The sequence below is a fragment of the Lentilactobacillus parafarraginis DSM 18390 = JCM 14109 genome (genome assembly GCF_001435895.1).
Classification (GTDB): Bacteria; Bacillota; Bacilli; order Lactobacillales; family Lactobacillaceae; genus Lentilactobacillus; species Lentilactobacillus parafarraginis.
Genome location: NZ_AZFZ01000040.1, coordinates 14,216 through 28,255 on the forward strand (window position 1 = coordinate 14,216; position 14,040 = coordinate 28,255).

14 protein-coding genes and 1 other annotated feature are annotated in these 14,040 nt (G+C 45.7%); of the genes, 9 read left to right on the top strand and 5 right to left on the bottom strand.

What is annotated here, in order from left to right; all coding sequences use genetic code 11:
- Positions 1 to 295 precede the first annotated feature (295 nt).
- Entirely contained in the window at positions 296 to 1,072 is a 777-nt protein-coding gene (locus FD47_RS09555; RefSeq protein WP_054735302.1) for an SDR family oxidoreductase, read from the bottom strand.
- Between the two features lie 418 nt (positions 1,073 to 1,490).
- Here FD47_RS09555 and FD47_RS09560 point away from each other — a divergent pair, with 418 nt between their 5' ends.
- Complete coding sequence (locus FD47_RS09560) at positions 1,491 to 2,618, top strand: ROK family transcriptional regulator (protein ID WP_056980589.1); 1,128 nt, start codon at positions 1,491 to 1,493, stop codon at positions 2,616 to 2,618.
- Between the two features lie 77 nt (positions 2,619 to 2,695).
- Here the strand turns inward: FD47_RS09560 and FD47_RS09565 are convergent, their stop codons facing one another.
- Positions 2,696 to 4,174 (bottom strand): glycoside-pentoside-hexuronide (GPH):cation symporter, encoded by a 1,479-nt coding sequence (locus FD47_RS09565; RefSeq protein ID WP_404820084.1) that lies wholly within the window; start codon positions 4,172 to 4,174, stop codon positions 2,696 to 2,698.
- A gap of 390 nt (positions 4,175 to 4,564) precedes the next feature.
- Positions 4,565 to 4,912: a SemiSWEET family transporter gene (locus tag FD47_RS09570; RefSeq protein WP_008213763.1), complete on the bottom strand. Its 348-nt coding sequence runs from the start codon at positions 4,910 to 4,912 to the stop codon at positions 4,565 to 4,567.
- A 521-nt stretch (positions 4,913 to 5,433) separates the two neighbouring features.
- Positions 5,434 to 5,712: a binding site (T-box leader), on the top strand.
- Between the two features lie 155 nt (positions 5,713 to 5,867).
- Here FD47_RS09570 and trpD point away from each other — a divergent pair.
- The 6 genes from trpD to FD47_RS09600 all read left to right on the top strand — a co-directional run bounded on the left by trpD (position 5,868) and on the right by FD47_RS09600 (position 10,714).
- Positions 5,868 to 6,899, top strand: coding sequence for an anthranilate phosphoribosyltransferase (gene trpD, locus FD47_RS09575; protein WP_054735318.1), 1,032 nt, complete (start codon positions 5,868 to 5,870; stop codon positions 6,897 to 6,899).
- Positions 6,896 to 7,675, top strand: a complete 780-nt coding sequence (gene trpC / locus FD47_RS09580; protein WP_056980590.1) for an indole-3-glycerol phosphate synthase TrpC — start codon at positions 6,896 to 6,898, stop codon at positions 7,673 to 7,675. Before trpD ends, trpC begins: the two co-directional genes overlap by 4 nt.
- A gap of 3 nt (positions 7,676 to 7,678) precedes the next feature.
- On the top strand, positions 7,679 to 8,266 hold the full coding sequence (locus FD47_RS09585) for a phosphoribosylanthranilate isomerase (RefSeq protein ID WP_054735341.1): 588 nt from the start codon (positions 7,679 to 7,681) through the stop codon (positions 8,264 to 8,266).
- A complete protein-coding gene (gene trpB / locus FD47_RS09590; RefSeq protein WP_054735320.1) occupies positions 8,263 to 9,483 on the top strand; it encodes a tryptophan synthase subunit beta in 1,221 nt (406 codons plus the stop codon). The genes FD47_RS09585 and trpB overlap by 4 nt, the downstream gene beginning before the upstream one ends.
- A complete protein-coding gene (gene trpA, locus FD47_RS09595; protein ID WP_054735323.1) occupies positions 9,476 to 10,264 on the top strand; it encodes a tryptophan synthase subunit alpha in 789 nt (262 codons plus the stop codon). The genes trpB and trpA overlap by 8 nt, the downstream gene beginning before the upstream one ends.
- Before the next feature lie 204 nt (positions 10,265 to 10,468).
- Entirely contained in the window at positions 10,469 to 10,714 is a 246-nt protein-coding gene (locus FD47_RS09600) for a hypothetical protein (protein ID WP_008213776.1), read from the top strand.
- 126 nt (positions 10,715 to 10,840) lie between these two features.
- Here FD47_RS09600 and FD47_RS09605 read toward each other — a convergent pair whose 3' ends face one another.
- Positions 10,841 to 12,433: a putative polysaccharide biosynthesis protein gene (locus tag FD47_RS09605; RefSeq protein WP_173585510.1), complete on the bottom strand. Its 1,593-nt coding sequence runs from the start codon at positions 12,431 to 12,433 to the stop codon at positions 10,841 to 10,843.
- Between the two features lie 150 nt (positions 12,434 to 12,583).
- Entirely contained in the window at positions 12,584 to 13,129 is a 546-nt protein-coding gene (locus tag FD47_RS09610; RefSeq protein ID WP_054735330.1) for a GNAT family N-acetyltransferase, read from the bottom strand.
- Positions 13,130 to 13,301: 172 nt separating this feature from the next.
- Between FD47_RS09610 and FD47_RS09615 the strand changes: the two genes are divergently transcribed.
- Together FD47_RS09615 and FD47_RS09620 are read left to right on the top strand one after the other, a co-directional pair.
- Positions 13,302 to 13,655, top strand: coding sequence for a type II toxin-antitoxin system RelE/ParE family toxin (locus FD47_RS09615; protein ID WP_054735335.1), 354 nt, complete (start codon positions 13,302 to 13,304; stop codon positions 13,653 to 13,655).
- On the top strand, positions 13,652 to 13,927 hold the full coding sequence (locus FD47_RS09620) for a helix-turn-helix domain-containing protein (RefSeq protein ID WP_054735339.1): 276 nt from the start codon (positions 13,652 to 13,654) through the stop codon (positions 13,925 to 13,927). The genes FD47_RS09615 and FD47_RS09620 overlap by 4 nt, the downstream gene beginning before the upstream one ends.
- Positions 13,928 to 14,040 lie beyond the last annotated feature (113 nt).

Below are 14,040 nucleotides of genomic sequence, written 5' to 3' on the forward strand. Positions count from 1 at the left end.
CCTAAGTCCCTCGATATTTTAGCAAGTAATTGGGTTCGTGATGAGAAATTAGTCTTGGTGGTTGATTACCTTTTATTTAGTGGAAACGGGTTCCGACAAGCCTGTCGCTAACATCTAAGGATGAAAAGTTAAAAATCCAGAATCGGGATTTCCGCTTTCTTGCCACCTAGATTAAACGTGTTCCGACGGCTCAGGTGCTAACGTCTAAGGGTAAACTACCCAAAATCCAGAACCGGGATTTCCGGTAGTTTACCCTTAGACACCGCACCTCCCAAGCCTCGTCACACTCTTGTTTTTACCACGCCGTAAACGCCCCATCTACCAGATAGTCATCCCCTGTTGAGAAGCTGCTGGTATCTCCTGCCAAGTACACAGCGATACCTTGCAATTCATCCGGACGACCCAAACGGCCCAGCGGTGCCCAGTCATTCCAAGTCTTGATTAATGGCTTCAAATCTGGTGAGCTAAGCGTTAAATCAGTTCCCATGTAACCTGGAGAAATGGTGTTCACCCGAATGCCCTTTTTAGCCCATTCAATGGCCAATGACTTCGACAATTGAATGACCCCATTCTTCGTTGCGTTATATGAACATTGAGGCTGTGGGCGATTAACAATGTGGGCTGACATGGAAGCCGTGTTGATAATTGAACCCTTGCCCTGCTTGATCATGTAACGACCAGCCGCTTGTGAGCATAGGAAGACTGAATTCAAATTCAAGTTAACCACTTTCAGCCAATCTTCATATGACATGTCCTCGGCTGGAACGTTGATACAAACTCCGGCGTTGTTAAATGCAGCGTCCAGGCCACCAAGTTCAGAAACAACGGTTTCAACCATCTTTTGAACTTGATCCGGATCAGTTACATCGGTTTTAATCGCAATTGCTTTTTGGCCAGTTGCGTCGGCAATTTCTTTGGCAGTTGTTTTAGCTTTGTCTTCGTTAATATCGACGATGGCGATATCAGCGCCGGCTTCAGCAAGGCCGGTAGCCATTGCTTTTCCTAAGCCTTGTGCCCCGCCAGTAACGTACATTTTCTTACCTTTGAGGGACATTCTTTCTAAAATACCCATTTTGGTGCCTCCTATAAATTAAATAATTGATTAGGTGCTGATAAATGCATTTTGTAAATACGTTTTGTAAAACGCCTTTCCTTAATGCAAATTAACTATAAGGCTAAATCAGATCCGTGTCAACACTTTTTTGTAATCGATTTCATTTTTATTTATATTTCCAGATTTTAAGCGCGGTAATCATTGATAATAAAGGATTTTATAGTGATAAAATATTTTGTAAAACCGTTTTGTAAAATTTAAAAATTATCCCTCATAAATTTTTGTGCTGACCAAAATCAAGTTTCAGATCTTCAGCAAAAAGACCGGTTTTAAATGATCAAATATTTTTAATCCATTTTATAAAATTGCTTTTTCTTTCACATAATGATACTTTGATATTAAGAACTTTCACTCTATCAGGAAGGAATAACCTGTCATGAATTCAAAAAAGTCACTTCAAAGTACTAAAACGCCAAACTACTCGCGGATTTTTCGTTTCATCTACCAACAGGGAAAAATCTCCAAGCAGGAAATTGCCGCTAATCTCGACCTGAGTTTACCGACCGTCAGCCAGAATCTTCAACGCCTGCAAAAAAACAAGCTGATCACGACCGACGGGAAATTTGAATCTTCAATTGGTCGGCGGGCAACCGCCTACTCAGTTGCCGCCCGCAGCAAAGTTTCCTTAGGCCTCGAAGTTTTCGCCAAGCAAGCCAACCTGTCAGCTCTGGATCTGAATGGTCAAGAAATCGCGACCGATACGCTCAAAATTCAGTATCAAAATTCCGATGTCTACTTCAAGAAATTATGCGACTGGATCTTAGCTTTCTCCACCCACCATAAAATTTCGACCGCCCGCATTCTTCACTTAGGGATCGGCGTTCAGGGGCTCATTTCTCATGATGGCCAAAAGGTCCTGTACGGCAAAATCCTGGCGTCGACCGGGTTAACCACCGAGGTCTTCAGTCGCCACCTGCCGTATCCGGTTTCTTTCTATCACGATGCGGATTGCGTTGCGGTTGCCGAACAATTTCTCACCCACAGCAATCAGGACACCACCTATCTATCCATCGGGGAACACTTGGGAACCGCAATGATGATCAATAACCGGATTTATTCCGGGGAAAATGGCCGCAGTGGAACCATGGAGCACATCACCTTGAACACCCACAGCGACCGCCAGTGTTACTGCGGCCGCTACGGCTGCATCGAAACATACTGCTCGATTAGTTCGCTGTTAAATGCCGACGAGAACCTGGATGACTTCATGGCGCAATTAGCAGCCGGGGATCTCAGCATTACCCAGCGCTGGAATGACTACCTCAACCACTTGGCAGAAGCCATCAATAACCTGCATATGTTTCTCGACAACCGGTTGGTCATCGCCGGCGAACTGATTCGCCATCTTGACCAGTCAATCATCGAAGAGCTTGATAAACGAATTCGCAAAATCACCGCTTTTCCTGAGGATCATTCCTACTTGGAACTTGGAATCGTGACCGCTCGCCCAGTCGCTATCGGGGCCGCCATTCCCAGCGTCACGGAATTTGTCGAATCCATTTAAGTTCACAAACCCTAACAAAGTACCCGTGAGGCCACAATCTTGGTCTCACGGGTGCTTTGTCGGTTTAGTGAATCCAATTATTTATCAGTAAGGTTCAAACCTTGCGAATCATCATTTAACGTCGTGTGTTCTGAAGAAACTTCGTGGGCCTGACGTTGGGCCTGCTGTTTTTCCAGACGGTCTTCAAGTTCTTCAACGATCTTTTTGTGCTCAACTTCTGATAATTTAACCTTGGCAAAGAAGATCACCGCGGCAATCACCAGCAGGACAATCGGAATGTAGAACATGAACATATTGAACTGGAATACACCATGAGCCGTGATGTCAGCTGGCTTGGCATTGCCAGTCATCCCGGCAGCCACCGCAACCAACCCAACAATTCCATTAGAAGCCGCACCGGCTAATTTATCAATTAACGGGCGAACGGATAGGGTAACGGATTCGTTTCTGACACCGCTTACATATTGGCCGTATTCAACGCTGTCCGTAATAGCCATCAAGGTTGCCAAGAAGATTAGTGGGTACGGGAAGAAGTAGAATGCTACCGCAACGAGTACCAGTGGCAGACTCTGACCGGCAAACAGGAAGATTACGTAGCCAATCAGCATGAAGGCGATGCCGCCCACGTAGATGGCCTTTCGATGGATCCAAGTTTCCAAGGCCGGAAACAGGGCAACCGAGACAACCCCAAGCACACAGGTGATAATGCCAACCCAGGTGTAGGCAGCGGCGTCCCCAAGTCGATATCTGAAGTAGTACATCAACAATGAATTGGTCACAACGTAGCTGAATGCAAACAGGAAGTAGGAGCAGGCAATCCACAGAAGTTCCTTATTGCGACCGATCACCTTGAACACATCCATAAACTTGGTGTGCTTGGTGTTACTCCGAATGAGGTTATGCTGTTCCTTGATTGTCAAACAGGTAACCAGAGCGCCGCCGGAACAGAGAAGCGCCACAATCACCACGTAGCCCAACCAGCCAGCTTGAGTCTGTTGACCAAATGGTACTTTGGAAATCCAGTGCGAGAACAGTAAGATTGCCGGGGTAATAATCACAATGACGATTTGCGCCCCCAAGGTGGAGCCGATCCGGGCTGCCGTACCGTAATGGGTTCGGACCCGGTTGTCGATACTTAATGCTGGTAACATGGACCAAATGGCGATGTCACTAAATGAATAGAAAACATCGATGACTAAAAAGGTGACTCCCAGCAAGATCAAATAGAATAATGGGTTGCTGGTACTCAAACCACCATAATCAGAAAACAGAACCACCAGCCCGATTGAAGCCACCACTGACCCAATCATAATCCAGGGCCGGAACTTCCCCCACCGGGTTTTGGTATTGTCAACGGCCGCACCAATCATCGGGTCAAACATGATTTCACTGACCCGAATAACCACGATAATGGTCGTAACGATTCCCACCATTCCGGCGTCACTGGAATTTGTAAAGAGCTGACTGGTGATAAACATCATGAAATAAATGCTCAACGTATTGTAGAATGCGTCGTGGCCAAACGTCCCAAACGCATACGAAAGATATTGCTTCAAGAAAAACACCTCGTTCGATAAAGTTTTGAGTTACATTAAGTAGTTTTATAAAACCACTTTATAAATCGACTTTATTATATATGTAATCGGTTACACTGGCAACACATTGGCTATAAGTTATTTTATTCACAATAAATATCGATAAATTCTTACCGAATATTTTTAAAAAATCATTTCAAGTAGGCAGGAACTAACGAGGATTATCCGGAATGTTTTTAGACTTTAGTTATTAATTCGATTACCAAAAAATGATAAGATTCCTTTTTGCTTGTGAATCTTCTTTCAATTAAATTCCCCGCCACAAATAAAAAGCAGCTGGAATTCTGGGATGCTTACCCCAAATTCCGGCTGCTCACTGTGTTTTCTTCTGTTTGAAATGACCCGCCGCTATTAAATAACGGCAGTGACCGCCGTCAGGACGCCAAAAATGACCCCCGGCACATCGGCCACGATTAAAATCCAATCGCGCTTTGGTTTAACCCAACCGTACCAAGTCCACAAGGCGGCGTTAATGGCGGCGCATAGTGGTTGAATGGGCGGCGTTGGATTACCGTTTAAGTTCTCAATGATTTGGCTAATATAAGAAACGTACATGATCATGTTGGCGATTGTGGCCAAATCACCCACGACTTTTTCTTCATCGATGGCATGTTTCGTATGGTGTAATCGATGACTCGCGGTTTCCTTTAATTGTCCCTGTGGTGTATTTAATCTAAATTGAATATCAAAACTCTCCAAACTCCCCTAGTATTTAGTGCTCATGGGATCTTTCTTACTACCGTGATACCACACCCATATAAAGATTACTAGGGGATTTGCCAGTTATGTTGGCCAATTAATCATCAATCCTCATTTGGTAGCGGTTTACTAACTGTCAGGGCGGCAAGTTGCTGATTTCTCCAAAAAACCAATTAATTTTGTGACAACTGGGGCTTTCCGCACGCTCAGCTAACTGAGCCGTCATCTTTGAGAATAAAAGTTTCAATGAGATTTTGATGAGGGTAGAAAATCGATGCGGGATAATCGCATATTCAAAAATATTTTTTTGAGCCGTTTTTAGCAATTCAAATCTACTAATCAACGAGGTTAAAACACGATCACGGCGCTAAATTGCCGCCTTCCAGCTCATTTTAAGGCTGCCAATCTCCCTAATTTTTACAGGACAATTTGTCGTTAGCTGGAAAAAGTTTAATTAAAATCATTGACATTTTTATTATTAGGCTCTAATATACAAGCAACAATTAATTATTCGTCCATGAGAAAAACCGATGAAGTGGAGATCAAGATCATTGTGCACGCAAAGAGAGTTGCCGTTGCTGAGAGTGCAATCGAACGCAGATGATTAAATGGACCACTGAGGGTTCTCCCGAAAGATTCCAAGTACGGAGAAACGTGCAGGCATACGTCAGTTGTCGGAGAGATGTTAGTCTCTCGCTAAGCGTAATTAATTGGGAATTTCAACTTAAGTCTATTTATACCAATGTTGGAGACCCGATTAATTGAACTAAGGTGGCACCGCGGAAAAATCCGTCCTTAACTTTTCTGAAGTTATGGGCGGATTTTTTGTATATCAAATGGAGGTCATTCAAATGCAGACAAACGAGATTAAACGATGGCGGTTCTCATATTAAATTTCAGCTAACCGAATTTCAGTCACTCACTAAAATCAAACATCCCACTGGAGGAATTTATTATGATCAAACAAGCCATTGAAAAAGTTGTTAACCACGAAAACTTAACATTTGATGAAAGCCAAGCCGTTTTAGATGAAATCATGAACGGTGAAGCATCCGAAATTGAAACTGCCAGCCTCCTGACTGCATTAACTGCTAAAACCCCAACCATCGACGAAATCGCCGGGGCTGCTGCTTCCATGAGAAGCCACGCCCTGAAATTCCCAACCATCAAAGACGATGACGTATTGGAAATCGTCGGTACCGGTGGTGATCACGCCAACACATTCAACATTTCCACCACGAGTGCCTTAGTCATTGCCGCTGCCGGCACCAAAGTTGCCAAGCACGGTAACCGGGCAGCTTCATCTAAGAGCGGCGCCGCCGACGTATTGGAAGCATTGGGCCTAGACATCAACGAAACGCCGGAAACCAGTTACGAAAGCTTAAAGGAAAACAACTTGGCCTTCCTGTTCGCCCAGGAATACCACAAGTCCATGAAGTACGTTGCCCCAGTTAGAAAACAATTGGGATTTCGAACCATCTTCAATATCTTAGGCCCGCTGGCAAACCCAGCCAACCCAACCCGGCAACTACTTGGAGTTTACGATGAAAGCCTTTTGGAACCACTAGCCAACGTTTTGAAGAAACTCGGTGTTAAAAACGCCATGGTCATCCACGGTCGTGACGGATTAGACGAAATGACAACTGCCGATGAAACCGCCGTTGTGGAGTTAAAGGACGGCAAGTTGACCAAGTACACCCTGACCCCAGAACAATTCGGACTCAAACGCAGTAAACGCGCCGATCTAGTTGGCGGCACCCCTGAAGAAAACGGCCAGATTACCCGCGATATCTTAGCTGGCAAGAAGGGCCCTAAGCGCGACATCGTTCTATTAAACGCCGGCGCATCCCTTCACTTAGCTCATCCTGAATTAACCATCCAACAAGGAATTGATTTGGCAGCCAAAACCATCGACGACGGCAAGGCCCTTGAAGAACTCAACCGGCTGCTGGCCTTCTCTGACAAACGCAAGGACGTGGTGGCATGATCCTCGACGATTTAGTCAACGTCACCCAAGCAAGACTCGCCAAGCATCAGCGGATCCGTTCAGCGGCTGCGTTACAGGATGAAGTTGCCAAGATGCCGGCCAGCACCAAAGATGATTTTCTTTCAATATTAAACCGACCAGGCATGCACGTCATTTCGGAAGTCAAAAAGGCTTCTCCGTCCAAGGGAACCATCGTCACCGACTTTCCCTACTTGGACATCGCAAAATCTTATGATCAAGCGGGTGCCGATGCCGTTTCGGTACTGACAGAGCCCGACTACTTTAACGGTCACCTTAACTATTTGAAGGAAATCAGCGCTCAAGTGAAGGTGCCAACCCTCCGCAAGGATTTTACGATTGATCCCTACATGGTTTATGAGGCAAAGGCCGCCGGCGCTTCAATCATTCTTTTGATTGTCGCCATCGTCAACGATCAGCAGCTCCGCGAATACCGCGAATTGGCCGAAAGCTTGGGGATGCAGGCAATCGTTGAAGCGTATACGGCTGAAGAGGTGACCCGGGCCTTAAAGTCCGGTGCCAAAATTATTGGCATTAATAATCGGAACCTCAAAAATTTCAAAGTTGATTTCAATAATAGTTTAAAATTACGGGCAATGATTCCCGCCGGCATCCCGGTGGTTGCCGAAAGTGGTATCAAGACTGCAGAAGACGTTGCCAAATTGGCAAAGGCGAATTTCAACGCCGTGCTCGTTGGGGAAACACTCATGCGGGCAGCCGATAGACCGGAACTGATTCGAGAATTTAAGGAGGCTTAGATGATGGTTAAAGTTAAAATTTGTGGGCTTATGCGAGAGGATGACGTTGCCGCGGTCAACGCTGCTGAAGCTGATTACGCGGGCTTCGTTTTCGCCCCTAGTCGGCATCAGGTATCCCTGAAGACCGCTTTGAAGCTCAAATCACTTGTTGATTCAAGCATCAAGACCGTTGGCGTCTTCGTCAATGAGTCCCCAGACGATATCTTAGCCATTTATCAAGCCGGGGCAATTGACATCGCCCAACTCCACGGCAAAAGTACGCCGGAAGAAATTCAGAAGCTCCAGGCAGCCGGGCTTGAAGTCATCCAGGTCTTTGAACGTCAATCCATCGACCTGACTTCTAAAGCCGATTTCCTAATGGTTGATTCCGGTAAAGGCAGCGGCCAACTCCTGAATTTGAAACAAATCCCCCACATTGACCGGCCATTGATTCTTGCTGGGGGCCTATCACCCGAAAACGTCAGCCGGGCCGTTCAAATTGTTCAGCCAGCCATCGTCGACGTTTCCAGCGGTGTTGAAACTAACGGTGTCAAGGATGCCGATAAAATTTCCCGATTTATTAAAAACGCAAAAGAAGAGGTACTCTTATGAAAACAATGAATGAAGATAAACAAACAACCCAACAAACTGGTCGCTACGGCAAGGATTTTGGCGGCCAATACATTCCTGAAACTTTAATGACGGAACTGGAAAAGATCACCAAGGCGTTCAACACCTTAAAAGATGATCCAGACTTCAAGGCCGAATTAAACGATCTCCTGATTAACTACGCGAACCGGCCATCACTCCTGTACTACGCCAAGAATATGACTGAGGACCTCGGCGGCGCCAAGATTTACTTGAAGCGCGAAGACCTTAACCATACCGGGGCCCACAAAATTAATAATGTGATTGGCCAGGCGCTTCTCGCTAAACATTTAGGCAAAAAGCGATTAATCGCTGAAACCGGGGCCGGCCAACACGGTGTTGCCACGGCCACCATCGCCGCTTTAATGGGCTTTGAATGTGAAATCTTCATGGGTAAGGAAGACACCGACCGGCAGAAACTCAACGTTTACCGGATGGAATTACTGGGCGCCAAAGTGCATCCCGTGACCACCGGTTCGATGGTTCTAAAGGACGCCGTTAACGCCACCATGCAGGAATGGGCTCGTCGAAGCGATGACACCCTCTACGTGCTTGGTTCGGCAGTGGGTCCCGCCCCATTCCCCGCAATGGTTAAGCATTTCCAAAGCGTCATTTCCAAGGAATCCAAGAAACAGGTTGAAGCCAAAGAAGGCCGCCTGCCGGATATGGTCGTTGCCTGCGTGGGCGGCGGCAGTAACGCCATCGGCAGCTTTGCCGACTACATCGATGATCCATCTGTTAAATTAGTCGGCGTTGAAGCCGCTGGTAAGGGTGTTGATACCGATCGCACCGCGGCAACCATCGAACGCGGTTCCGTTGGAATTTTCCACGGCATGAAGTCCTTATTCATGCAAAACAGTGACGGTCAAATCGACCCGGTTTACTCCATTTCAGCCGGACTGGATTACCCCGGCGTTGGCCCAGAGCACGCCGCTTTAGCGCAAGCCGGCCGGGCCCAATACGTTGGCATTACCGACGACGAAGCTGTTCAGGCATTTGAATACATTGCTAAAGAAGAGGGCATCGTTGCCGCAATCGAAAGTTGTCACGCGGTTGCCTACGTTGAAAAAATTGCCCCAAAGATGTCCAAAGATCAAATCATCGTCTGCACCCTTTCAGGCCGCGGCGATAAAGACGTCGCAAGCATTGCCAAATACAAAGGAGTTGATATTGATGAGTAATTTATCCGCCATTTTTAAAGATCACAAGGCCTTCATTCCATTCGTCGTTGCCGACGACCCAGATTTTGATGCCACTGTTAAAAACGTCGTCGCCCTCGCCAAGAACGGTGCCGACATCGTTGAATTAGGGATTCCGTTTTCCGACCCGGTCGCTGACGGCCCGGTTATTCAATCAGCCGACTTACGAGCATTCAAAGCCGACGTCCACACCGAAACGGTTTTCGACATTGTCACTGCAGTTCGTAAAGAAACTGACGTCCCGCTCGTTTTCTTAACCTACCTCAACATCGTCTTTAAGTACGGCTATGACGCCTTTCTAAAGCGTTGTGATGAGTTGAATGTTTCCGGCTTGGTCATTCCAGACCTCCCCTATGAAAACCGTGGTGAAATCGTTCCAATCGCCGACAAATACGGTATCGATATCATTCCATTGATCACCCCAACTTCTGGTCACCGAATCAAGATGATTGCCGAAGCCGCCACCGGATTTATCTACGTGGTCTCCTCAATGGGCATTACTGGCGAACGAAACGAGTTCTTCAATGGCTTGAAGGATTTGGTTACTGAAATCAAGAAGTACACAGATGTACCAACCGCAATCGGATTCGGGGTACATACGCCGCAACAGGCCCAACAAATGGCCGGCATTGCTGATGGTGTCATTATCGGCAGCGCGATTGTCGATATTGTTGCTAAGAAGAAGCAGGCTGCCCCGGCCGCAATTGAAACTTACACGAAGCAGATTCGTGAAGCGGTCGACCAGAGTCCAGCAAAAGTTTAATATCTGAAGCCTACTAAAACCGCTCACATATTGTGGGCGGTTTTAGTGTCTTTTGGAAAGAATCGGTCTAAGTTAGACAATCAACCAACTTGCGAAAATAAGTGATGAAAATATAAGCATTTTTATATTCATCTCAAATAAAATATGATAAACTACTGTTTGTATTATTAATCACATAGTAATGCTTTATAGGAGGAATTAATGATGTTAAAACTCAAGAAAGCCACCTTTGCCATTGTCGCGGTCTTCACAATGGGTGGTGGTTTATTATCGCTCCCACCTAAAGAAGTTTCCGCTCGAACTACATATGTGTGGATTGCTCCAAATCACGGCAAGCGATATCACTATTCCAAAGGCTGCCGCGGGTTAAACAACGCTGGCCGTAAATCCCACGTCAGCTTACGCTGGGCAAAGCATCACGGTTATAAATTGTGTGGCTGGGAACATTAGTCAAGCACTTCTCAAAAAACAGCGTCTGATAGACTAAACTGCGCCCCTTGAATTAGCAAATCTAATTCAAGGGGCGCAGTTTAAATCTATATGGTCGCCGTTTACGACCATTAATCAAATTAAATATCACTCAAAATGCTTATACTTAAAGTACTTATACCCAATTTTCTTCGTAAATACCCGTTTGGAAACGCCAGTGGCATTTGTCAGTGCCAGGTAAATCAATAATGCAACCAACCCAAAGACCGCGGCGAACAGGAATGCCGAGATTTTAGTGGTCGGCAGCATCACCCGATGTAGACCGGAAATAGCGAAACCAACAATCACGGCGAAGACGATGTTAACCAGAATATTGGCCCCTAATTTGGTAAAGTCCACCTTAAACTCCTTATGAATCTCTCGGAGGCTTAAGAAGCAGACCAGGCCAAACGCAATCCCGGTTGCCAGAATGGCACCAAATCCTTGCAGTAGAGTGACCAGTGGCACCTGAATGATCAGCTTGAGGACCAGTCCGGTGATCAAGTAATACATCGCCTTCTTGCTGTAATGTAATGCCTGCAGCAGCGTTAAGCTATTAATCGCCATCCCCAAAATCAAACTCTGAATGAGGTTCCAGAACAAGTACCTGCCCCCCAGGAAGCTAAACGGGAAGAAAACGCCGTTGGTTTCAAAGGATAGCGCGCTCAGGATGGTGACAATTGGGACCAACGCAAAGACCAGCATATTCAAGTTTTGGACCACCAAATCACCGATATCGTTACGACCGGCAGTTCGACTCGCTGCTAAAATTGGCAAGGTAGTTTCGGCCACCGCGATGGCTAACGAAACCACAACCGTCGTAATTTTAGTGGGGTTGGCTGAAAACATGGTATAGATATTCTGGGTGTAAAGGGCCGTATGGTGCAGAATGTTTTGCATCACCTGCTTGAAGACCAGCTGATCGACCAACTGGGAAATCGAAATTCCGGAACCCACAATGATAAATGGCACCGTCTCGATCGCAATCATCTTGAAAATCCGCTTGGTGCCTTCCAGATCATAAGGCTTACTGTTACGGGACTTCTCAGCGTATTCTGGCCGTTGCTTTTGAAAATACAGGCCCAGATACAGGTAACTGGCAACCGCCCCAATCAGTGCGGCCATCACGGACAGGTACACCGCGTGGACGTATGTTTTGTGAAACACATTAATCACGATGTAAGTGGCCGCTAAAATAAAGACAACCCGGACAAACTGTTCCCAAAGTTGGGAAAACCCGTACGGCTTCATGTCTTGATTGCCTTGGAACCATCCGCGAACAAAGCTCATGGAAGGTAAGATTACGATTGCCGGAACCAGCACCCGAATCGAAATAATCGAGCTCTCCTGGGAAACAACTGGACTGTTAGCCGCTAAAAGGGGTGCAATCAGATACAAGACAATTCCGCAGATGACTCCGGAAATGAGCATGATCCCAAAGCCGACCTTTGCAAGCTGTTTGGCATTCAAAAACTTATTTTCACCATTATAAAAGGCCACCCGTCGCGCGACCGCAGACGGAAAGCCCGCCGTTCCCAGTGCAATGAACAGCGCATACGGCGTATAGGACGTGTTAAATAACGCCTGGGCCGCGTTTTGATGTGCCGGACTTCCCATCATTGCCAACCAGGGGATCAGGTAGAGAATCCCCAGGACACGCGAGAAGATGCTTCCAAATGAAAGCCAGAAAGATCCGGACATAATTTTTTTATTCAATGCAGACACACTTTCTAGTCGAAGACTTGAAACTTAATTGTACCCCATTTTGAGGCCAAGAAACATCGCAATTCTAATAATTTATTCTAACAAATTTCAGGTCCCATTTGGCGGTGAATTTAAATCCGCTCATTTCTATTCGGGATTAATCAAACCGTACTCGAAGAAGTCGCGGTACTGACCATGAAAGTAAATTTGGTCTTGAAACGTCGCTTCCAGCTTGAATCCCAAACGCTTTGGGATTGCGTTGCTGGGATCATTTTCGGTGTCCACTTGGATCAGAATTTTATGGAGTCCCATTTCATGAAAAGCGTATTCAATCAGCCGTTTAAGCGATTCGGTCATGATACCGTGGCCCTGAACTTGGCTGGAAAGCCAGTAGCCAACCTCGGCGTGGCGGTTCGCACGGTCAACATTATGTAAGTCAACCATCCCCACGGCGACGTCGTTCACCGCAATTGTCAGCATAAACACCTTATCATCGACCATCCGCCCCTGGATATACTTTAAAAATTCAGCCTCGGAACGTTGTGAATGGGTTTCGTTGGCCCATGGCATCCACAACTTAAGGGTGTCACGATCTTCCTTAACAACCCGGTACAGATCCCGAGCCTGACTGGTTTCAGGTAGTAGAAGCTTAATAGTCATTTCATCAAGCTGAAACTCTTTGAAAACAAACATGAATAGATGTCCTTTCGTGATGCGCAATTTGTCTTTATGTTTAATTCTAACGCGTTTTGTTTAAACACAAAACATCTCTAAGTATACCAAGGCAGTCCAAAGATCCACTAAATTTGTTATAGTCAACTTTAATTAGATTGAATTTTGAACGCGAACCTGCTATCATAGAATGATGAAAAACATTACTTTTGATTATTATAACTGGGACGAATTCAAGGCCTTCTTGGACGCTCTTCCATCTAGAGACGCCGCAAAATTAGTCACAACAATTTCTAAAATCGAAGAATATGGTCTTAGGACATCTGAAAGACAAAAGTGGGTTAAAAAAATCGAATCCAATCTCTATGAAATTCGTTCCAAATTTGGATCTAATATTCAACGAGCAATCTATTTTCATGTTGAAGATAGCCACTACATTATCACTCATGGGTTCACTAAGAAGGTTGAAAAGACACCTGAGAAAGAGAAGCGCAAGGGGCGAAATCGTCGGAATACATATTTTCATAGAAAGGATGATTTAATATGAGTAAAATAGACGATTACAGTAAAAAGCGTGGCCAAAATGATTCTTTATTTGCCTCAGAGGTAAAACAATCCGCCTTTAATCTAGATGCTGCGGTTGCAGTTACCAACCTTCGGAAAAGCCTTCATCTAAATCAGCGTGAATTTGCAGCCCTAGTTGGCAAACCTCAGTCCACAATTTCACGAATTGAACACGGTTCAATGAACGTCTCAACCCAAGTGCTAAGCCAAATTGCCGCTGGCACCCATCGGAGATTGAAAATTCAATTCATTTGATTAAAATTGGTTCATCCCAAACTCGTTGCAGGAACAAACTAATCGTTATATTAGACCCAAAAAAGCCAACTCAGCAGCGAGTTGGTCAGACTGAAGACAAACGCTATTTTGAA